Here is a 20,939-nt window from a genome sequence, read left to right as displayed (position 1 = left end):
CTTATGCTTGTCGAATGTGACACCTTCTACCGGGCGATTGCATCATGCCAAAGACGGAAGACATTTCATTCGGTTACTTGCTGAACGACATCACGTTGTTGTTCCGTAAGCATTTTGACCGACGTGCGGTGAAATTCGGGCTCACGCGCGCCCAATGGCGCGCGACCAAAATGCTGTATCACCGCGAAGGGCTGCGGCAGACGGAGCTGGCCGAATTTCTCGAAATGGAGCCCATCGCCGTGGGCCGAGTGATCGACCGCTTGCAGGCGGCCGGCTTCGTGGAGCGTAGGCCTGATCCGAAAGATCGGCGGGCCTGGCGCCTATACACCACCGCGCAAGCCAGCGAGGTGATCGACGACATGGAGCGCATCGCGCGCGATCTGCGTCGTGAATGCACCGCAGGCATTACTTACGAGGAACTGACGCATGCGCTGGAAATCATGACGCGCCTCAAAGAAAACCTGCAGGCGCTCGATACCACCGACGACCCGCCGCTGCGTAGCGACGACGATTCGGCCGAGTAAAAAGAAAGGCGGCTCACGAGCCGCCTTTCTTGCTTTCACGCTATAGGAAATGGATCAGTCTTCAGCGTTGTCATGCGCAAACGCGCCCGGCGCCGAACCGAAGTCGCCATCCGCCTGCGCGGCCATATACGAGAACACCGCGTACACCGCCACGTTCTGCGCCAGCTGCTTCGGATCGATCTTGTCCAGCGTATCGTTGGGCGTGTGGTGCCAATCGAAGTAGTACGTGCCGTCCTGAGTCAGCGTGAGCGCGGCCATGCCTTTGCCGTGCATCTGCGAAAGATCCGAGCCGCCGCCGCCAGGTTTCTTGACGTCGTAGCTCACGCCAATCGGCGCCAGCACCTTGGCGATCTGCGCGATGGCGCCGCGTGCTTCGGGTTTCACGCTGGCGGTCATCTTCCACACCGGGCCGGAGCCGAAATCCGATTCGGTGCCAAGCTGGAATTTGCTCACTTCCGACGCATGCTTTTCGGCGTACGCGCGTCCACCCCACAAACCCATTTCCTCGTTGGCGAAGGCGATCACGCGGATCGTGCGATCCGGGCGTTGCGGCAAGTCGTGGATCAACTTAGCCGCGCCGGCGGCAATCGCCACGCCCGCGCCGTCGTCGATGGCGCCGGTGCCCAGATCCCAGGAATCCAGATGGCCGCCGATGGCGATCACTTGATCGGGATATTTGCTGCCGGTGATTTCGCCGATCACGTTCGCGCCGGTGTACTGGCCCTCAATGCCGCAATCCAGATCGAGTTTGACGGTGACCGGCTGGCCGTGCGCCAGCACGCGTTCAAGCTGGTCGGCATCCGGATTGGTCAGTGCGGCGGCGGGGATGGCTTTGGTCGGATCGGTAAAGCCGGTCACGCCGGTATGCGGCGTGCGGCTGTCGGCGTCGGTGCCGGCCGAGCGCAACAGGTAACCGGCGGCGCCTTTGGATTGCGCAAGCACCGGGCCTTCTACGCGAATCGGCGAGCCGATGCGGCCATAGTCCAGGCCATCTTTGTGACGCTGCATGCGTTCGCCGATATAGACGATCTTACCTTTCACGCTGGCCGGATCGGCCGCTTTCAAGGCGTCCAGGTTGGCGAACTGCACCACTTGCGCGGTGAGGCCGCCCTTGGGCGTCGCGGGCGAATAACCCAATGCGGTGAGCGTCAACGGCTGCGGAAACGGCGCAACGATGGCGCCATGCTCGCTGCGGCGCACCCACAGCGGGTACGTCACCTCTTCGGTGTAAACCTTGTCGAAACCAAGCGCCTTGAACTTGGCGACCATCCAGTCGCGGCCACGCTGATCGTTCACGCCGCCGGCGAGGCGTGCGCCCACTTCGGTGGTAAGGCCTTCCACCAGCTTGTACGCGGTGTCGTCGTGCATGGCCTTGTCGCGCAAATGTTCTGCGGTTTGAACTGCGGATGCAGGGATCGTGGTGGGCGCATCTTTCGCGCAAACAAATCCGGTAGCCAGCATCAAGCTGGCGGCGAGCAGGGTGAGGGAGGGGCGGGACATGGACGGCTCCTGATGACGAACCCCAAATTATGGGGCTCGCCTCAGGGAGTGCTTAGGCCAGAAGTCATGGCCGAGTGAAGGATGTGCGTTATTACTTGTTTTTCAACAGATCGCGAATTTCCGTAAGCAGCGCGACGTCGGGCGGCGTTGCGGCGGCGGCCTTGGTGTAAAACTTATTGATCACCTTCACCAGGATAAAGATGGCGAACGCCAAGATCAGGAAGGCGATGATGCTGTTGATGAAGCTGCCATAGGCAATCGCCACTTCGGGAATCTTGTGCGCCGGATTGCTGGCATCCGCGGGTTTGATCACCCACTTCATGTCGGAGAAGTCGATACCGCCGGTGACCCAGCCGATGGGCGGCATGATGACGTCGCTGACCAGCGACGTAACGATTTTGCCGAACGCCGCGCCGATGACGATACCCACCGCCATGTCGACCACGTTGCCACGCATGGCAAATTCCTTGAACTCCTTCAACATGCTCATTTGTCGTCTCCCAATTTGGCGCCGAATGGCGTGAAGAACTTTAACGTATGCATCGAGCGTGGTAACGCTTTATCCGTTGCCGACGCGTCCCTCAAGCAGCGCGATGTTTTCCAATTCCGCGCGGAAGCGATCGCCGCGCTGCAAAGCGGCCACGCCCGCCGGCGTACCCGTAAAAATAAGATCGCCAGGTTTCAATTCGAACAGTTTGGACAAGGCCACGATGATGTCCGTTACGCCGTGCACCATGTCCTTGAGCTGACCGTGCTGGCGCAGATCGTCGTTCACATACAGGCTGATGCGCGTCTCAGCATGCGGAGCGGCATCGCTCGCCAAACGCAATGCGGAAACGGGCGCGGAATGATCGAACGCCTTGGCGACGTCCCACGGATGACTCTTGGCCTTGGCGATCGCTTGCAGATCGCGCCGCGTAAGGTCGAGCCCCACGCCGTAACCGAAGATCGCGTCGTCCGCTTGCGAAGCATTCAAATCGCGGCCGCCTGCTTTTAGCGCTACCACCATTTCCACTTCGTGATGCAGATCGTGGGTGGCTTGCGGATACGCCACATCCGCACCGTCCGTCACCACCGCATCGGCAGGCTTACAGAAGAACATCGGTGCGGACGCGTCGACGGTGGCGCCCATCTCGCGCGCATGCTCGGCGTAGTTGCGGCCGATGCAGAACACGCGGCGCACGGGAAAACGTTCCTCGCGGCCGATGACGGGGAGGGAGGGAATGGCAGGGGGATCGATGAGGTAGCGCATGCCAAAAAGGTTAGCAGTTCCATGCGCTTGTGGGGCAAGAAACTAGCCATGGCAGGTATCGCGCGTTGTCAGCAATCTGCAGTTTCGGCGATGCAAAGTCAGCGGTACGCAAGCGAAAACAGCGACCTTAGGCGGCCTTGTGCGCGGGGCCTGGATGTCGATTCCTCGCGTGCTCGCACGTCATATGACATGACAGCTGTCATTGGTAAGGGTTGATGAGCGCACGTGGCGATCCCTAGCCAGGGCCGTTATCGTGTTCAAAGTCGGGGACAACAAGGCCTATCAGCGTGAGTAATACCGATCTATTAAAGGAATTGCGGATCGAGCGTCATCAGCGCGACGACCATAAAAGCGGCCCGGGACCCTGGCCGTGGATCGTCGTGGCGATCCTTGTGGTGTTGCTGGCGGCTGGCGCCGGGGCCTGGTGGTGGACGAGCCACCGCAGCGTGGCCGTTCATACTGCGCAGGCGGTGACGGCGGCCAGCGATCACTCGGCCGGCGCCGTGTTGCAGGCCACCGGTTATGTCACGGCGCGCCGGCAAGCGACGGTTTCCGCGCAGATCACCGGCACGTTGACCGCCGTGCAGATCGAAGAAGGCGATCACGTGAAGAACGGCCAAGTGCTGGCGCGCTTGGACGATAGCCAATACAAGGCGGCGCTCGACACGGCCGTTGCGCAAGCCAAAGCGGCGCACGCGCTGGTGGCTCAGTATCAGGTGCAACTGGCGCAGAATCAGCGCGACGCCTCGCGCGACGAAGCGCTCGCCAAACAAGGCCTGATTTCCAAGCAGGCCGCCGAGCAAGCGCGTACGCAGGCCAACAGCACCAACGCGCTGCTGTTGTCGCAACAGAAACAGGCGGCGGCTGCCGATGCGCAAGTGGTCGAAGCACAAGTCAATTACGGCTATTGCGTGATTCGTGCGCCGTTCGATGGCGTGATCACCACCAAAGATGCGCAGATCGGCGAAATCGTTTCGCCGTTCTCCGCTGGCGGCGGTTTTACGCGTACCGGCATCGGCACCATCGTGGATATGGATTCGTTGGAAGTCGACGTCGACGTCAACGAGGCGTACATCGGACGCGTCACGCCGAAGATGTCGGCCGAAGCGGTGCTCGATGCGTATCCCGACTGGAAAATTCCCGCGCACGTGATCGCCATCGTGCCGGCTGCCGATCGCGGCAAAGCCACGGTAAAAGTGCGTGTCGCGATGGAACAAAAAGATTCGCGCATCGTGCCGGATATGGGCGTGCGCGTATCGTTCCTGGAAGCCAAGCCCGCCACGACCGCACAAGCGCCGAAGGGCGTGCTGGTGCCGGCCAAGGCGATCGTCAAGCGCGACGGCAGCGAAAGCGTCTTCATCGTTGCGAACGGCAAGGCGCGCCAACAATCGGTGCAACCCGCCGCGCAAGACTATGGCGATATGCGTCTGATTCCCGCGTCCGTGAATGCGGGCGACAACGTGGTCGTTTCACCGCCGGACGATTTGAAAGACGGTTCGGACGTCAGTGTGCAAACCCCGTAACCATCATCAGAACACGCGACCTGCATCATGACGGTAGGTCGGATCGTTTCATTCAGGAGGTTGTCGCTATGGGTACGTTGATTGAGCTGCGCGATCTTTCCAAAGTCTACGAACGCGGAAAGCAGAAAGTCGAAGTGTTGCATCACATCAACCTCGATATCGCCGAAGGCGACTTCCTGGCGCTGATGGGGCCGTCCGGCTCGGGCAAGACCACGTTGTTGAACCTGGTGGGCGGGCTGGATACGCCGACCGGCGGCAGTATTCAAGTCGGCGGCCAGCGCATCGACCAATTGAGCGCCGGAGCGTTGGCGCGTTGGCGCGCATCAAACGTCGGGTTCGTGTTCCAGTTCTACAACTTGATGCCGATGTTGAGCGCGCAGCGTAACGTCGAATTGCCGTTGCTGCTCACCAAGTTGTCGGCGGCGCAGCGTCGCAAAAATGCGGCCATTGCGTTGCAATTGGTCGGTCTGGCGGATCGCGCTTCGCACAAGCCCAGCGAACTTTCCGGCGGTCAACAACAGCGCGTCGCGATTGCGCGCGCCATCGTGTCCGATCCCAGCTTGCTGGTGTGCGATGAACCGACCGGCGACTTGGATCGCCAATCGGCGGAAGAAGTGCTCGGCTTGTTGCGTCTGCTCAATCGCGAACACGGCAAGACCATCGTGATGGTGACGCACGATCCGAAGGCCGCCGAATACGCCGATCACACGCTGCATCTGGATAAGGGCACGCTCGTCGAACAGGCTACGGCCTGAGGAGGCTGCGATGAAATACCTTCATCTCATCTGGGCGGCGCTGTTTAGGCGCAAGACGCGCACCGTGCTTACGCTGGTGTCCATCGCCGCGGCATTTTTGTTGTTCGGCATGCTCGACGCCGTGCGCACCTCGTTCGATCAGGCGGGAAAGAGCGCGAACGGCGCACAACGCTTGCAGACGGGTTCCAAGTTGTCCTTTATCGACACCTTGCCTCAAGGTTTGGGCGAGAAAATTGCGGTCGTGTCCGGCGTGAAGTCGGTGGCGTATGCCAACTGGTTTGGCGGCGCGTATCAAGATCCGCACAATCAGGTGTTCACATTCGCCGTCAGCGACAACTACATCGATCAATACCCGGAAGTGGCGGTCAGCGCCGATCAGCGCAAAGCCTATGTAGACACGCGAACCGGCGTGTTGGTCGGCGAAAAGCTGATGGAGAAATATCACTGGAAGGTCGGCGATCAGATTCCGTTGCAATCGAACATCTTTCCGCAGCAGAACGGTAGCAAGAACTGGACCTTCAATATTGTCGGCGTGCTTCATCCCACGGATTCGAGCGTGGCTTTCTACGGTCAGATGATCCTGATGCATTGGAAATACTTCGACGATGCCGTGATGAAGGGCTACAACAATGGCCAGGTCGGTTGGTACGTCACGCGCGTGAACGATGTAAATCAGGCCGATCAGGTCGCGAAGGCCATCGATGCGATATCGGCCAATTCCGACCATGAAACCCGCACGCAAACCGAAGCCGCCGCCACGGCTTCGTGGATGAAGCAGCTGGCGAATATCGGCCTGATCGTGGGTTCGATCATGGGCGCCGTGTTCTTCACCCTGTTGCTGTTGACCGGCAACACCATGATGCAAGCGGTGCGCGAGCGCACATCGGAATTGGCGGTGCTGAAAACGCTGGGTTTTTCTGATCGCGGTGTGCTGAGCATGGTGTTGGCCGAATCGGTGTTGATGGTCTTGCTCGGCGGCGTTATCGGCATCGGATTGGCGGCGCTATTGATTCCCGGCGTCAGCGCGAGCAGCGGTGGTTTTCTCAATCTACCGACGGTGGGCGCGAGCAGTTGGTCGCTCGGTATTGCATTGATGTTGGCGATCGGTCTGGTCGTCGGCGCGATTCCCGCATGGCGCGCCATGCGCCTGAATATTGTCGACGCACTGGCTGGTCGGTGAGGAGTCTGAGACATGACGTTTCTATTCAATCTTCTCGTGTTGGTGATACTGGCTGTGGCCCTCTACGTATGGGTGCAATTGCCATGGTTTGTCGTCTTGGCGCTGGTCGTGGTATTCGCGGCATGGATGGCGCTTACGCGTCGCGGTCGACAAGCCGCATCCGTGACGGGCGTAGGCGTCAGTACGCTTAAGCAGCGCCTCGGGTCGTCGTCGGTGGTCGTGATCGGTATTGCCGGCGTGGTCGGCGTATTAGTGGCGTTGCTCGCGATGGGCGAAGGCTACGCGGAAACGCTGCAAAAGACCGGCAGCACCGATACGGCCATTGTGATGCGCGGCGGCTCGGCGGCCGAAGTGAGTTCGGTGTTGAATCACGACAGCATTGTGGTGATCGAACAAGCACCCGGCGTTGCGCGCGACAAGCAGAACAAGCCCATCGTGTCGGGCGAAATCGTGGTAGCGGCGAATTTGCCGGTGAACGATGGCACGCCGGGCGACGAGGGCAGCGTGCAAGTACGTGGCGTAGGCGAGCAGGCGTGGGCGCTGCGCCCTAACGCCAAGATCGTTGCCGGCCGCATGTTCCAACCCGGCATGCGCGAACTGGTGGTCGGTCAAGGCGCGCAGCGACAGTTCGTAGGTTTGCAGCCTGGACACGAAGTGAAGTTGGGTACGCAAACCTGGAACGTGGTTGGCGTGTTCGCTTCCGGCGATGCATACGACTCGGAAATCTGGGGCGATGCGAACGTCATTGCGGACACCTACCGTCGTGGCAGCAGTCGTACATCGGTGTTCGCCAAACTCACCGACGCCAAAGCGCTCGATACGTTCAAGGCCGCCTTGGCGAGCGATCCGCGTTTGCAGGTAGATGTCGACACCACGCTCAACTACTTCAGCAAGCAATCCGAAGGCATGAGCAAGGTGATGCGCATCATGGGCATTACCGTGGGATCGATCATGGCGATCGGCGCCATCTTCGGCGCGCTCAACACCATGTTCGCCGCCGTCGCCGCACGTGCGCGCGAAATCGCTACGCTGCGCGCCATCGGTTTCCGTGGTGTGCCGGTGGTGGTCGCGGTGATGCTGGAAACGATGATGCTGGCGTTGCTGGGTGGCGTGGTCGGTGGCTTGCTGGCGTGGCTGATCTTCAATGGATGGACAGCGTCGACACTCGCCGCGGGCACGACCGGGCAGCTGGCGTTTACCTTCAGGGTGACACCCAGCTTATTGTGGGAAGGCCTGAAATGGGCGCTGGCGATCGGCTTCGTCGGCGGTTTGTTCCCCGCGCTGCGCGCAGCGCGTCTGCCTGTCACGACTGCATTGCGCGAATTGTGATGGGAATCGGGAGCGCAGGCATTCGTCTGCGCTCCCACGTTGATGGTTGAAACATGCGCATCACGTGGGCGCTACGGGCGCCACGTACTGCAACGTCAACCCAAGCAGCCATAGCAAGCCGAGCACTAGCGGTACATGCACCATCAGTTGCATGAAGGTGAAACCCACCACATCGCGCGCTTTCAATCCAAGCACGCCCAATAGCGGCAGCATCCAGAACGGATTGATCAAATTCGGCAGCGCTTCGGCCGCGTTGTAGACCTGTACAGCCCAGCCCAGATGCACGTGCAAATCGTTGGCCGCTTGCATTACGTACGGGGCTTCCACCAACCATTTGCCTCCGCCCGACGGCACGAAGAAACCGAGAATGGCGGAGTACGCGCCCATCACCAACGGAAAACTTCCGGTCGAGGCGATATGTACGAACAAGCCGGAAAGACGATGCGCCACTGTTGCGCCATCGGCGCCAGGCGCATGTGTCAGCAACGCGGCGATACCGCCGTAAAGCGGAAATTGGATAAGCACGCCGGTCGTGCTCGGCACGGCGCGCGTCACTGCGTTGAGAAAGCTACGCGGTCGCCAGTGCAGCAGCAATCCAATCGTGAGGAACAAAAAGTTGTACGTGTTGAGATTGGCGATGGCGGTGACGACGGGTTTGCTCGCGAATTCGTAGCCAAGCCAACCAAGTCCGAGCAAGCCAATGAGAATGGATAGCGCGGGGCTGTATTCCAACCATTCGCCGGGACGGCTGCGTGGTGGCAGTGTCGATGGGGTTGTCTCAGCGATAGCGAAATCTTCAGCTGTGCGTGCCTGCGTATCCGATGGCGCCGTCAACCAGCAGATCAACAGCGACACCGCGATCAATACGGCGGTGAGCACGATCGATTGCCATAGAAAAATCGTTTGACCAAACGGCAGTACGCCGGTAATGGCAAGCAAACCCGGCGGCATGCTTTTGGGATTGGCCTGCAATTGCGCCGCCGAGGAAGACAAACCCATCGCCCACACTGCGCCAAGCCCGAGATAGGCCGCTGCGCCTGCAGCGCGATAGTCCATGCGCAGCTCAGTACGTTTGGCGAGCGAGCGCACCAGCAAGCCGCCGAACACCAGCGAAAAGCCCCATGAAAGCAATGAGGCAAGCATGCTGATCAAGCCGACGAAACAGATGGCGCCGCGTCCTGTGCGTGGTATGCGCGCCAGCGCATCGATAAAACGCGCCACAATCGGAGCGCTGGCTACCACGTATCCGCCGATCACCACAAAGGCCATCTGCATGGTGAAAGGAATGAGGCTCCAAAAGCCATCGCCAAATGCATTGACCGTTGCCGTAGGCGTGGCGCCAAACGCGAGCACCATCGCAGCGATCAGAATGACGCCCAATGCGGCAAACACCCATGCATCAGGAAACCAGCGCTCCGCCCATGCAGCGCTGCGCAGAGCAGCGCGCGCCATCCAACCATCGGTTGCATTGCTCATAAACGCATTTCTCCCCGGAGGATGCGTTTATGGTGAGGCTGCGCCATGGATTACCGCAAGCGCTCGCGGGTGATGTTTCTGTGACAGTCAGCGCGTGCGTCGCACGCGCGCCAGCGTGATGGTGCCGACGCCGACGAGAATAATCGCCATGCCGACCAAGTCGTAAGGACCTACCGATTCGCCCAACAGCAATACGCCGAACAGCACTGCGACGGGAGGATTGACGTAGGCATAGCTTGTCGCAAACGCAGGGCGCGCGTGCTTGAGTACATAAAGGTACGCGCTGAATGCGATCAACGAGCCGAACACCACCAGATACGCCGCCGCCAACGTGGCGTGCGCGCTGGGATGCGATGGCAATCGCTCGCCGCTTAAAAATCCGACGACCAGCAAGGCGACGCTACCGCACAGCATTTGTGCCGCGGTGTTCATCATCCCTGACGGCATATCGCGGCGGCGACTCCACACCGAGCCGAACGCCCACGCCATGGATGCGACGATCAGCGCGACCGCGCCGATATGCGAGCCCGACAAGGCGCTGCCGAAATTCAGCACGATCACGCCGACGAAGCCGATAAGCAGTCCCGTGGTTTCGCTCCGTGTCGGCCATTCGCCGTACATGCTCGTGAATGCCGCCGCAAACAACGGCATGCTCGCCACCGCCACGGCGGAGATACCCGAGCTCACGCTCTCTTCGGCGTAACACACTAGGCCGTTGCCGAAACCCAGCAAAAGCACGCCGGTAATCGCCGCGTTGAACCATTGGCGTGCGGTGGGCAATGCGACGCCGCGCAAACGCAGATAGCCAAACAATAGCGATCCGGCCACCGCGAAACGGAGTCCCGCCAGGAGAAACGGCGGATAGCTTTCCAGCGCGATGCGTATGCCCAGGTACGTGGAACCCCAGATGATGTACAGAGCGAACATCGACAAGGGCACCCACGTGCCGGTGCTGCTTTTATCGCTGGTTGCGGCGAGCGTGTTGGCGGAATCGTTCATGGGAACAACGATACCTGCATCGCGGGCGATGCAGTAGCGAAAGGTCTGCAAGATTGCGTTGATGGGGAGTCAACGCAGAGGAAAAGCTTGTTCTAGCCTTACGTCATTCCGGCGAAGGCCGGAATCCAGTTTAAATACGCGTCCGAAGGACACAAAACCTAATGAGTGTGCTTCGCACTCCATGTTTAACTGGATTCCGGCTTTCGCCGGAATGACAGTAAGGCAAGGTGTGTCATCGGGTGAACGCGAATGCCGAGTCGCTGAATCAGGCGGAGCGTGCGCTGCGCTGTTCCTCGCGAGCTAGCAACGCACGCTTAAATTCCACGCCCCAACGCCAACCGCCCAGTGATCCATCCTCGCGAACGATGCGATGGCACGGCACCAGCAAAGCAAGCCGATTGCTACCGCACGCCTGGCCGATTGCGCGCGCCGCACCGGGCTTGCCAATCATTGCGGCAAGCTCTCCATAGCTCTTGGTCGTGCCTGCGGGAATACGCGTGAGTGCTTCCCATACGCGCCATTGAAACGCGGTTGCGGCGACGTCGAGCGGCGGCATCTCGGGCGCTTCGACATCGCTCCAACCCAGTTCGCTGGCGATGCGGGCAATCACGGCATCGAGCCATTCTTCGCGTCCGTTATCGACGCGTTCGCGTGTGGCCTTGGGAAATTCATCAGCCAGTCGCTGCTCCAATGCCTTGTCGCTCGCGCCGAGCGTTACGGAGCAGATGCCTTTGGCGGTAGCGGCAACCAGCAGCTGGCCTAAAGGCGTCTTGGTGGTGGTGTAGCGAATGCTGGCGCCCGCACCGCCAGCGCGATAGCTGGCCGGCGTCATGCCGAGCAAACGATTGGTGTGCTCGTAAACGCGGCTGCCGGAGCCGAAACCGGCGTCGTATACGGCATCGGTGACGGCGGCGCCTTGCTTCAACGCAGTTTTGAATTGACCGAAGCGACGCGCGCGATGGTATTCGGCCGGACTCATGCCATAGCGGCGACGGAAGGCGCGCTGCAAATGGCTGGGGCTGAGTTTGGCGGCGTTGGCCAGCGCCGTCAGCGTAGGCGCTTCTGTGGCGCGCTCGATCAGCGCGCGGACGTGTTCCAGTGGGGCATCGAGGGTAGCGAGGGAGTTACGCATGGCAGTATCCGAAAAGGAGCTGCTTTGCAGACTAAAAGCGTTGTCCGAAAGCAGCTATCCGAATCTTGCGTTTAGTGGTGAGCGACCGGGCGCGAGTTGCGAATGACCACATACTCGCCTTCCAGCACTTCCGGCTGGCGGGCGTTCTGGGCGACTTTCGGGGACGCAACGCGGCTGCGCTTCCACTGCCGCCAGACCAGCCACAGGGTGCCACCGACGGTCAGCACACCGGCCACAACCAAGCCAAACACCATCAGCACGCCAATCACCACAAGGCCCAGCACCAGCGAAAGGGCCTGGAGGAGTGGGTTACGACGACGGTGCATCAATGGCAGAACGATGCGCATGTTAAAAATCCGTGTGGTAAAATCAACGACTTACGTGCGTAACGATGAGGCCATATGGCCTCCAAGACAAGTGCCCATGGATACAGCCACCTCTCCCCGCCGCCTTTGCCGGCTTGACGACATGCCCGATGGCGAGGCGATCGCGCTAGACGTGGCGCTGCCCGAAGGCGAAGAGAGCGTGATCCTGCTGAGGCTGGGCCATCACGTTAACGCCTGGCTGAACATCTGCCCGCATGCGGGCCGCCGCCTCGATTGGGCGCCGGGCAAGTTTCTGGTCTCCAAAGGCATGCTGGTGTGCGCAGCACATGGCGCGGCGTTCAATGTCCAGAACGGCGACTGCATTGGCGGACCGTGCAAGGGCGAAAGCCTGCGCGCTGTGCCAGTACGCGTGGAGCATGGCGACGTCTTGCTGGATGTCTGAAACGGTTTCGCCCGTTGAGCGTTAGCGGAACATCAGGTTGATGGCCACCAGCGTAATCACCAGCACGATAAACGTAAGCGGTATGCCCGCACGCAAAAAATCCTTGCCGCTGTAATCGCCGGGGCCGGTGACCATCATCAAGGCCGGGTGACCAGAGCTCAGCAGGAACGTGTTGGACGATGACACCGCGACGATCAACGCATACGCGGATGGATTGCCGCCCGTGGCGACCGCCACGCTGATCGCCACCGGCACCATCATCACCGTGGCGCCCACGTTCGACATCACCTGCGAAAACAGCAAGGTGAGAATGGCGAGCGACGTCTGCAGAATCCACGGCGATGCATGCCCGAGATGCACCAGCACTTCCTGCGCTACCCATGCGGCAGTGCCGGTGGTATCCATCGACCAACCGAGCGGAATCAAGCAGGCGGTAACGAAGATGGTTTTCCAGTTCACTGCGCGATAGGCCTCGTCCATGTTCAACACGCCAGTGAGCAGCATGCCGATGGCGCCGGTCATCATGGCGATGGACAAGTCGAGGTTGGTGAACAGCGCCAGGCTTTTCGCCAACAGAAAGAAACCCACCGCTTGCCAAACTTTGTTTGGGCGCTGCTCTTCGCGCGGGATGTCGGTGACGACGACCAGGTCTTTGTCTTCCGAGACGTCTTGCAGCGCTTTCCAACTCGAGTGCAGCACCAGCGTGTCGCCCGTGCGCAAACTCACCGAGCGCAGATCGTCGCGATACACCTGCTCGCCGCGCGTTACCGCAAGCACCGAAATGCCGTAGCGTTTGCGCAAGCGAAGATCGCCCACCGATTGCTTGAGAAAACGCGAGTTCGGCGGAATCACTGCCTCGGAAATACCGGCGCGCGTCGGGTTGAACAGTTCGGCCAACTGCCGCATGCGCGGCGACACTTTGCAGAGTTGATTGTTGGCGAAGCGATTCAATTCGTCGCGCGGACCAAGCACGCCGAGCACCGAACCGACCCAGATCACTTGATCGGCCGGCGGCGCCATGCGCGCATCGTTAGCGCTCTTGATGGCGAGGATCAGCGGCGCGCCGTGCAGTTGTTCCACTTCGCCGATGCTCATGCCGACCAGCGGACTTTCCGCCGTCACCGTCAGCTCCGCCGTTTCGCCCACGATGCCGTAGGTTTCGGCGAAGTAACTTTCGGTACGACCAGGCGTCACTTTCTGCCGTTCGTCTTCGCGTTCCGGCAAAAGTTTATTGGTGTAGAGATAAAAGAACAGCACGCCGGCGACAGCCAGCGCGAGACCCACCGGCGTCACGCTGAAGAGCCCGAACTTCGGCACCGTTTGCGCGCCCGGCGGCAGGTTGGCGTTGGCGCTGGCGATGAGGTCGTTGAGAACGATCAGCGGCGAGTTCGCGATCAACGTGGTGTTGGTGGCGGTAAGAATGCAGAACGCCATCGGCAGCAACAGACGCGAGATCGGCACGCCGGTGCGCGCGGACAGGCGACTGGTGACGGGAATCATCAGCGCCGCAAGCGCCTGGCTCGGAATCACCGCACTGAACAGACTGGTGACAGAGTTGATGACGACGCCGAGGCGCGATTCTTTGCCGCGCGCCATACGCATCACGAATTGCGCGGTAAGTCCGAGCACGCCGGCGCGATCGAGCCCGGCGCCCATGATCATGATCGCGATGATGGCGATCACAGCGTTACCGGCGAAACCGTTGAACACGCGATCGGAGGGAATGAGGCCAGTGAGGCCGATCACTACCACCACCAGCAAGGCCACCATGTCGGCCCGAATCCATTCCAGCACCAGCATGAGCATGGTGAAACACACCAGCCCCAACACCAGAATCATCTCAGGGGTCAGGGTCAGCGACACTGTCGACCATCCCTGGCGGGCGAAAGAGGCGGGTTGCGATGGGGCAGCAGCAGCTTCACGCGAATGACTCTTCCCTGTTTAGCGAAGAAGTATAAGCGCGTGCGTCGGATTACTGGTGAACCGTTGCCGCATTGGGGCACGGCGTCGCGCCCTCTCCCCTCCGGGGAGAGGGCTGGGGTGAGGGGTCAATCTCGCGGGTATTCAAAAATCGAAGCGAAGCTCTCTCTATTGTTGTCTGAGACAAGCCATGCCCCCTCACCTCCATCCCCTCCCCATAGGGGAGAGGAGGTAAACGCGTCGCGCTATGCGCGAGGATCGCGCCTATAGAGCAGATCCCACACGCCGTGCCCCAGCTTCAGCCCACGCCGCTCGAAGTGCGTTTCGATGCGCCAATCCGGCTTCTCGGCGTATTGTCCTGGCCCGATGTCGTTACGCCAATCCGGCGCGCCTTCCATCACGTCCAGCATGTGTTGCGCGTACGGTTCCCAGTCGGTAGCAAGGTGCAGCAGGCCGCCGGGCGCGACGCGTGAGGCGAGCAGGGCGACGAACGCTGGCTGCACGATGCGCCGCTTGTTGTGGCGCTTCTTGTGCCAGGGATCGGGAAACCAAATACGCACCTCGCTCAAGGAGCCAGGGGCGATCTCCTGTTCCAGCACTTCCACCGCGTCATGCTTGTAGAGGCGCACATTGGTCGCATCGCGCGCAGCCAGTGCATTCATCAGTCGACCGACGCCGGGGCCGTGCACTTCCACGCCGATGTAATCGCGAGCCAGATCGTGCTCGCTGGCCCACGCCAGCGCTTCGCCATTGCCGAAGCCGATCTCCAGCACACGCGGCGCATGGCGACCGAAACGCGCGTCGAAGTCTTGCACGTTGCCGGTGAAGTCGACGCCAAAGCGCGCCCAATGCGTTTGGAAGGCACGCTCTTGCGCGGGCGTCATGCGGCCTTCGCGCAGCACGAAGCTGCGGATACGGCGCAGGTGGTTGGTGGTGTCGTGATCGTTGCTCATGCGAATTTTTGCTCCCTCTCCCCTCCGGGGAGAGGGAGCAAAACCTTTAGCCAATCGTGCCGTCAATCGGGCTGGAAGCCGACGCAAACCGTTTACGCGGAATGCGTCCTGCGCGAAACGCCGCGCGGCCTGCTTCGATCGCTAGCTTCATCGCATGCGCCATCAACACCGGATCTTTGGCGCCGGCGATGGCGGTATTCATCAGCACGCCGTCGCAACCCAATTCCATCGCGATCGCGGCATCGGAAGCCGTGCCCACGCCGGCGTCGACAATGATCGGCACTTTTGCGTTCTCGATGATTTCCAGCAGGTTGTAGCGATTCTGGATGCCGAGACCGGAACCGATCGGCGCCGCCAGTGGCATCACCGCCACGCAGCCGATTTGTTCGAGCTTCTTGGCAAGGATGGGATCGTCGCTGGTGTAGACCATCACGTCGAAACCGTCGGCGACCAATTGTTCGGCGGCCTTCAATGTTTCGACGACGTCGGGAAATAGCGTGCGTTCGTCGCCGAGCACTTCCAGCTTCACCAGTTTGTGGCCGTCCAACAGCTCGCGCGCGAGTTTGCAGGTGCGCACCGCATCGACCGCGTTGTAGCAGCCCGCAGTATTGGGCAGCAGGGTGAATTCGTTGGGCGGCAGGGCGTCGAGCAGGCTGGGCGCATTCGGATCTTGCCCAAGATTCACGCGACGGATGGCCGCCGTAACGATTTCCGCGCCGGCAGCCAGCGTGGCGCGTCGCGTTTCGTCGAGATCTTTGTATTTGCCCGTGCCGGTGAGCAAACGCGAGCCGTAGCTTTTGCCGGCGATGACCAGGGAATCGGTGGTGTCGTGGGTTTTGATGTTCATGGGGAATGTCTTTCGCGGCAGGGTGAGGCGGGCGGGGTCAGCCGCCACCGATGGCATGGACGATTTCCACGCGGTCGCCCTCACGCAAGGCATGGCCGTCGTGCTGGCTGCGCGGAACAATTTCGTGATTCACCTCCACCGCAACACGCCGTCCGGCGTAGCCGGCTTCGTGGAGGAGCTGGGTGACGGTGAGGTTGTCTGCGCAATCGCGCGGATGGCCATTCAAGCTGATCTGCATCCGCCTATTGTAACGGCAGGCTTGCGTTTAATTCCTACACGGTTTTGAAGATTGGCTATATGTCGTGGGCGTCCACGCGAGGTTTGCCGTTTTGTTCTCATCGCTTACCGATTGATTCTCATCCCTTCATCTGGGCAAAACAATTTCTGGGCTAGCGTCAAAAACCTGGGGATTTGCAGTTGTTTTGATTCGCTCCGCCATGTTGCTGGAGGTGAATATGAGCACGTGCAAGCCTATGCGCAGATATACCGCCGCTCGCGCACGGCAGGGGAAATCCGAGGCAGAACCCTATCGCCATCATCGAAGATTGCAGGCGATGGCGTGTTTCTGCGGTCTTTTGGGGCTCAGCGGAGCAGCGCGTGCGCAATCCCAGCAAGACCTGCTCAGCAGCGATCACGGTGGGCACTATTGGTTCAAATACTGTGCGGGGCAAACGCCTGGAGGTCCTGGCACCCCACTGCCAGATAGCACGCCGTTACCAAACGATCCACGTGCGGAAGTTTCACCCGCCATCTCCCAGGGCAGAGCCGTGATGTTCAACGTGTCCTGGTACGCGTGCATGGCGCAAACTCAGCGGCCCCAGACGTGCGGCGACTTGCGCTCGCAAGCGGCAGCGGGGGCGCAGACGGTGGCCGGCTTTGGTAGCGCGAACGACGCGGCGGAGTTCACCGGTAACCAAGCGTCGAGTCAATGGACGCTTCCTGCCGCCGCTTACAACAATCTGTGGCAGCAATGGGGCCTTGGACTTTTCGCGACTCGGCCAGCCAATTTCGACCAAATGGTGGCTGAGCGCTATGGGGTGCCGTTACCGCCGCCAGGAGTAAGCAATCCGTATCCATTGCCCGGCGAAGATCCGAATCAGACCCATGGCGGTTCGGGCACCCTCCCGATGGCGTTGACGCAATTGCATAACGCCGACGGTTCGTGGAGTGGAAATGTCGGTATTACCTGCGCGGTATGTCACGGCGGACAGGTTGGCAGTGCGGCTGACGGGCCGGGGCTCGGACCTTTGCTGGGTCGCAACGGCCTAGCGGACCTCGATGTACTGTTGACCGAATTCGCGAATACGGGTTTGGCGAATGGCACGCCCAACGGCAATACGGGTTTCTATCTGTTTGGCCTCAATCGAGTGCGTGGCAGCGGGGACATTACCAACTTTCAGATGTTCGGACTGCTCACGTTGTTCGACCCGCAATCGTTGCCCAGCCTTCTCAATCCAGGACTTTGGCTGTCGGGAACCAGCGGGAGCGAAAACCCGCCGAGTTGGTGGAACCTCGGTCACCGTCCGGCGAAGTTTTACGACGCAGGGATGAGTGCCGATTCGGCACGGATCGAATTGTCGTGGTACATGCCGTACGCAGCGACACCGCAGTATCAGCAAGGTTTCGACTGGGTCGAGTCGCACGTGAGTTCGTCCAACACCTGGCTGCTTAGCGTCCAATCGCCGTCGTATCCATTCCCTATCAATACCGCATTGGCGGAGCAAGGGTCGGTGTTGTTCCACACGCTTAATTTGTGGGATCCCTCGCGTAACAATCCAGTGCCGCCTCCACCGGGTTACGGCAGTGGCAATGGCAACGGCTCCTGTGCGAGCTGCCACGGTGCTTATGCACCGTATTACGCGAATAACACAGCTTTCCTGTCGGATTCGACGTTAGCGGGCATGGCGGGTTATGTCACGCCCATTAACATCATCAATACCGATCCGGCGCGATTCAACGCCAATACCCTCGCGATCAAAGCTCAGTTTCAGAACAACTACTTTGGTTATCCGGGTCAGACCGGTTGCGCGGAGCAGTTCGAAGGTACCGGTTATCTGGCGCCGCCACTCTACGGCGTCTGGGCGGAGGCGCCTTACTTCCATAACGGATCGGTGCCGAGCGTATGGGACGTTCTGAAGTCGTCCGATCGCCCTGCGTTATGGGAGCGCGTGTCCAAACCACCGCAAACGGGATTTGTAATGGGGTACCAAACCGATCTGTCGGCCTACGATCAAACCAATCTCGGTTGGCAGTTCGCCACATTGCAATGCGATCCCACGGGTTTGCTTTCGCCATATCTCGCATGCAATCCCGCAGACCCGGAGAACACCGTGTTGGTCCAGTCGCTGCTCACGACGTTGTTCAATCCGGTTTACGCCAACGGTTCGATCTTGTGGAACGTGCTGTCGGAACTGACGGCGCCGACGTTTACCAATGCGGATATCGAAAATCGCAAGATTTACAACACGCACATGTACAGCCAATCCAATTCAGGCCATGCATTCACCGATGTTCTGACGGATCAGGAGCGTGCTGCGATTATCGAATATCTAAAGACGCTGTAATCGCGCAAACCGGCTAGACGTGCTCCCACTTCGAGAGCACGTCTATGTGCGCGATCAATGCTGCTGGTTGTCGTTTTTGGCCGGTGGCGCATAGTGAGGTTGCGGCGCATTTTGCGGATGCGGCTGTTGCGCCGGATGCGACATTTCTGGGCGTGCGTATTGCGGCGGAGCCTGATACTGATACGGCTGCGGTCGATACGACGGATTCGGCTGCGGCTCGTATTGACGCGGTTGTTGCTGGGGAACGTACTGGCGCGGTTGTTCCGGCGTGTATTGACGCTCGCGCTGCACGGCCTCCATACGCTGTTGCTCGATGGCGGCGTCGCGCTGGCGTTGCTGCTGTTGCTGCTGCTCCATAGTCGCTTCGCGCTCACGTTGCTGTTGTTCGAACGACGGTTGCGCCGGCGCATAGTGCGGCGCCTGTTGCACCTGCTGAATCTGCTGCGCGGGCGCGAAATGCGGAACCTGCGGCAACGGCTGCGGAGCTTGGCGCGGAGCCGGCACGTTTTGCGGTTGCTCGCCAGGCGTCGCATAGCGCGGATAGCTGCGACCCGACACCACATTCGGCACGTTGCGCGGCTGCACACCGAGCATGCGTACATTCGATGCCGGTTGACCCGCACGAAACGATGCATTCGCCGCGACCGAAGGCGAAGGCGCATTCACCGCAACCACCGGGCGATTGAATCCGGCCGCCGGCAGCGGTCGCATATTGGCGTTGCGCGGTTGACCGAAGCTTGCCGACGAAGGACGTTGCAATGCCGTAGGCGCGACGACCGAGGCATGCGCCCATTGCTGCGGATCCACGTGCATCTGGCTGCTTCGCACGTTGCGCGCGCTGGCAAACGCCTGCGCCGGAACGGCGGTGAACGCATGCGGCGCGTTGCGGTTCACATAATCCACGCCGGTGACCGGGCGACCATCGCGGTAGTAGTTGTATTGATTGTGGATGTTGTTGATCACCGTCGTCTGGTTGTAGTTGCGACTGATCGCGATATTGGTGACGTTGACGTTGGTGTAATAACCGCGCGATGCGCGATACCACGGGTTGTAAACTTCATGCGGTCCGAGCGGGAACCAACCCACCGGTCCGCCGGCGCCCATGCCGACGAAAGCCACTAGCGCAGGCGCGTAGATCGGACGCGCGCGCGGGGGGCACGGAATCCATCCCCAGCGATTGCGAATGTAAGCCCAACGACCGTAGTGATACGGCGCGAAACCCCACGGCATGGCGTCGACCCAGGTCCAACCCCACGGCCCGATCCAGACCCAGTGTCCGTTTTGATACGGCGCCCAACCGGCTACGACGGTGGTGGGATACCACACGTTGCCGTAGTCCTCGTCTTGCTGCCAATCGCCGTATTGGTTGAGATCTTGCGCACCCACGACATCGCTCGACACGTATTGCTGTTGCGTGTTGTCGGTGTTGGCGTATTGCGCATCGCGATCGTTGCACCACGCATCGAACTCGTCGCGACCTTGGATATCGCTCACCGTGATGTTGTTCAACGTGGAATCGGCAACTTCATAGGTGCGGCCGCTGAACACATCGCGCTGCGCGTTGTTTTCGCCGTAGACGATGCCGCCGCCGTCGATCACGGTGATCGTCGTGCCGTTGCCATTGGCGCCTACATCGATACGAAAGGTGCCGGGTTGATTGACGACCAGCGCCAGCGTCGGCGTGTCGATCTCGTAGGTCGCGCCTTGATCGATATTGCGCACGGTGAGATTTACCGTACCTTGCGTCAGTTCGAACTGGCCGATCTGGTCGTTGAGATTGAGTACGCCGACATCGCTCTGGCTGTTGATGCGCAACGATGCGCCACCGAGATCCAACTCGGCGCGCGCATCCGCGCCGCTGGATAACTTGTCGCCGTTGGTTAGGGGCCGGTTGACGTCGGCAGCGCTCCAATCGGTGCTGCCGGAGGGCATCAAACCCAGATCGCCGGTGGCGTAAGAAAGTCGCGCGACGCGCGCGGGTGGATCGCCGGCATCGCCTGGCTGGCTATCGTCCGATTGGGCCCATGCCAAGCTGGCGCAGATCAGAAGCAACGTGGCCAGCAGCATTCGCCAGCCGCGCGAGAAAGACACAACAGCCATGAGCGCACGCATAAATCTCTCTCCGTGCTGCAGCGCGCGAAACGGTCGCGCTCCCGTCATCATCCGTGTATGGGAGATGTTGCTTATCCATTATGAGCGTTTGCTTAGTGAAGGAGT

The 20,939-nt window shown here is 60.5% G+C and carries 19 protein-coding genes; 7 read left to right on the top strand and 12 right to left on the bottom strand.

Annotation, left to right across the window (positions count from 1 at the left end):
* Positions 1 to 44: 44 nt before the first annotated feature.
* Entirely contained in the window at positions 45 to 524 is a 480-nt protein-coding gene (locus L0U79_RS17615) for a MarR family transcriptional regulator (protein ID WP_233843526.1), read from the top strand.
* Between the two features lie 54 nt (positions 525 to 578).
* Here L0U79_RS17615 and L0U79_RS17610 read toward each other — a convergent pair whose 3' ends face one another.
* The 3 genes from L0U79_RS17610 to L0U79_RS17600 form a co-directional block, all read right to left on the bottom strand.
* Positions 579 to 2,024, bottom strand: a complete 1,446-nt coding sequence (locus L0U79_RS17610; protein WP_233843525.1) for a M20/M25/M40 family metallo-hydrolase — start codon at positions 2,022 to 2,024, stop codon at positions 579 to 581.
* Positions 2,025 to 2,115: 91 nt separating this feature from the next.
* The gene (gene mscL / locus L0U79_RS17605) at positions 2,116 to 2,514 is read right to left on the bottom strand and encodes a large-conductance mechanosensitive channel protein MscL (protein ID WP_233843524.1); all 399 of its coding nucleotides are present in this window, start codon (positions 2,512 to 2,514) and stop codon (positions 2,116 to 2,118) included.
* A 69-nt stretch (positions 2,515 to 2,583) separates the two neighbouring features.
* Positions 2,584 to 3,276: a fumarylacetoacetate hydrolase family protein gene (locus L0U79_RS17600; RefSeq protein WP_233843523.1), complete on the bottom strand. Its 693-nt coding sequence runs from the start codon at positions 3,274 to 3,276 to the stop codon at positions 2,584 to 2,586.
* Positions 3,277 to 3,563: 287 nt separating this feature from the next.
* Here L0U79_RS17600 and L0U79_RS17595 point away from each other — a divergent pair, with 287 nt between their 5' ends.
* The 4 genes from L0U79_RS17595 to L0U79_RS17580 all read left to right on the top strand — a co-directional run bounded on the left by L0U79_RS17595 (position 3,564) and on the right by L0U79_RS17580 (position 8,063).
* The gene (locus L0U79_RS17595; RefSeq protein WP_233843522.1) at positions 3,564 to 4,799 is read left to right on the top strand and encodes an efflux RND transporter periplasmic adaptor subunit; all 1,236 of its coding nucleotides are present in this window, start codon (positions 3,564 to 3,566) and stop codon (positions 4,797 to 4,799) included.
* A 68-nt stretch (positions 4,800 to 4,867) separates the two neighbouring features.
* Positions 4,868 to 5,554: an ABC transporter ATP-binding protein gene (locus tag L0U79_RS17590; RefSeq protein WP_233843521.1), complete on the top strand. Its 687-nt coding sequence runs from the start codon at positions 4,868 to 4,870 to the stop codon at positions 5,552 to 5,554.
* Between the two features lie 10 nt (positions 5,555 to 5,564).
* A complete protein-coding gene (locus L0U79_RS17585; RefSeq protein ID WP_233843520.1) occupies positions 5,565 to 6,734 on the top strand; it encodes an FtsX-like permease family protein in 1,170 nt (389 codons plus the stop codon).
* A gap of 12 nt (positions 6,735 to 6,746) precedes the next feature.
* Positions 6,747 to 8,063 carry an ABC transporter permease gene (locus L0U79_RS17580; RefSeq protein ID WP_233843519.1) on the top strand — a complete coding sequence of 439 codons (1,317 nt, stop codon included), beginning with the start codon at positions 6,747 to 6,749 and terminating at the stop codon, positions 8,061 to 8,063.
* 60 nt (positions 8,064 to 8,123) lie between these two features.
* On the opposite strand, the gene L0U79_RS17575 is transcribed toward L0U79_RS17580, so the two are convergent.
* The 4 genes from L0U79_RS17575 to L0U79_RS17560 all read right to left on the bottom strand — a co-directional run bounded on the left by L0U79_RS17575 (position 8,124) and on the right by L0U79_RS17560 (position 12,017).
* Positions 8,124 to 9,515 (bottom strand): TIGR00366 family protein, encoded by a 1,392-nt coding sequence (locus tag L0U79_RS17575; RefSeq protein WP_233843941.1) that lies wholly within the window; start codon positions 9,513 to 9,515, stop codon positions 8,124 to 8,126.
* 111 nt (positions 9,516 to 9,626) lie between these two features.
* Positions 9,627 to 10,538: a drug/metabolite exporter YedA gene (gene yedA / locus L0U79_RS17570; protein WP_233843518.1), complete on the bottom strand. Its 912-nt coding sequence runs from the start codon at positions 10,536 to 10,538 to the stop codon at positions 9,627 to 9,629.
* Positions 10,539 to 10,803: 265 nt separating this feature from the next.
* The gene (locus L0U79_RS17565) at positions 10,804 to 11,670 is read right to left on the bottom strand and encodes a methylated-DNA--[protein]-cysteine S-methyltransferase (RefSeq protein WP_233843517.1); all 867 of its coding nucleotides are present in this window, start codon (positions 11,668 to 11,670) and stop codon (positions 10,804 to 10,806) included.
* A gap of 71 nt (positions 11,671 to 11,741) precedes the next feature.
* Positions 11,742 to 12,017 (bottom strand): hypothetical protein, encoded by a 276-nt coding sequence (locus L0U79_RS17560; RefSeq protein ID WP_233843516.1) that lies wholly within the window; start codon positions 12,015 to 12,017, stop codon positions 11,742 to 11,744.
* A 76-nt stretch (positions 12,018 to 12,093) separates the two neighbouring features.
* Here L0U79_RS17560 and L0U79_RS17555 point away from each other — a divergent pair, with 76 nt between their 5' ends.
* Positions 12,094 to 12,438, top strand: a complete 345-nt coding sequence (locus tag L0U79_RS17555) for a Rieske (2Fe-2S) protein (RefSeq protein WP_255682814.1) — start codon at positions 12,094 to 12,096, stop codon at positions 12,436 to 12,438.
* A gap of 21 nt (positions 12,439 to 12,459) precedes the next feature.
* Here L0U79_RS17555 and L0U79_RS17550 read toward each other — a convergent pair whose 3' ends face one another.
* The 4 genes from L0U79_RS17550 to thiS all read right to left on the bottom strand — a co-directional run bounded on the left by L0U79_RS17550 (position 12,460) and on the right by thiS (position 16,396).
* Positions 12,460 to 14,277: an SLC13 family permease gene (locus L0U79_RS17550; protein ID WP_233843939.1), complete on the bottom strand. Its 1,818-nt coding sequence runs from the start codon at positions 14,275 to 14,277 to the stop codon at positions 12,460 to 12,462.
* Between the two features lie 326 nt (positions 14,278 to 14,603).
* Positions 14,604 to 15,311, bottom strand: coding sequence for a tRNA (guanosine(46)-N7)-methyltransferase TrmB (trmB, locus tag L0U79_RS17545; protein ID WP_233843515.1), 708 nt, complete (start codon positions 15,309 to 15,311; stop codon positions 14,604 to 14,606).
* A 46-nt stretch (positions 15,312 to 15,357) separates the two neighbouring features.
* On the bottom strand, positions 15,358 to 16,158 hold the full coding sequence (locus tag L0U79_RS17540; RefSeq protein WP_233843514.1) for a thiazole synthase: 801 nt from the start codon (positions 16,156 to 16,158) through the stop codon (positions 15,358 to 15,360).
* Between the two features lie 37 nt (positions 16,159 to 16,195).
* Positions 16,196 to 16,396 carry a sulfur carrier protein ThiS gene (gene thiS, locus L0U79_RS17535; protein WP_233843513.1) on the bottom strand — a complete coding sequence of 67 codons (201 nt, stop codon included), beginning with the start codon at positions 16,394 to 16,396 and terminating at the stop codon, positions 16,196 to 16,198.
* 532 nt (positions 16,397 to 16,928) lie between these two features.
* On the opposite strand from thiS, the gene L0U79_RS17530 reads away from it, so the two are divergent.
* Complete coding sequence (locus L0U79_RS17530; RefSeq protein ID WP_233843512.1) at positions 16,929 to 18,722, top strand: hypothetical protein; 1,794 nt, start codon at positions 16,929 to 16,931, stop codon at positions 18,720 to 18,722.
* Positions 18,723 to 18,776: 54 nt separating this feature from the next.
* On the opposite strand, the gene L0U79_RS17525 is transcribed toward L0U79_RS17530, so the two are convergent.
* Positions 18,777 to 20,834, bottom strand: coding sequence for a DUF6600 domain-containing protein (locus tag L0U79_RS17525; protein ID WP_233843511.1), 2,058 nt, complete (start codon positions 20,832 to 20,834; stop codon positions 18,777 to 18,779).
* Positions 20,835 to 20,939: the final 105 nt, after the last annotated feature.

This window comes from Dyella sp. 2HG41-7 (assembly GCF_021390675.1).
In the GTDB taxonomy this organism is placed as follows: Bacteria; Pseudomonadota; Gammaproteobacteria; order Xanthomonadales; family Rhodanobacteraceae; genus Dyella_B.
Note: the sequence above shows the minus strand (reverse complement) of the source record. Positions and strands in the feature narration are given on the sequence as shown.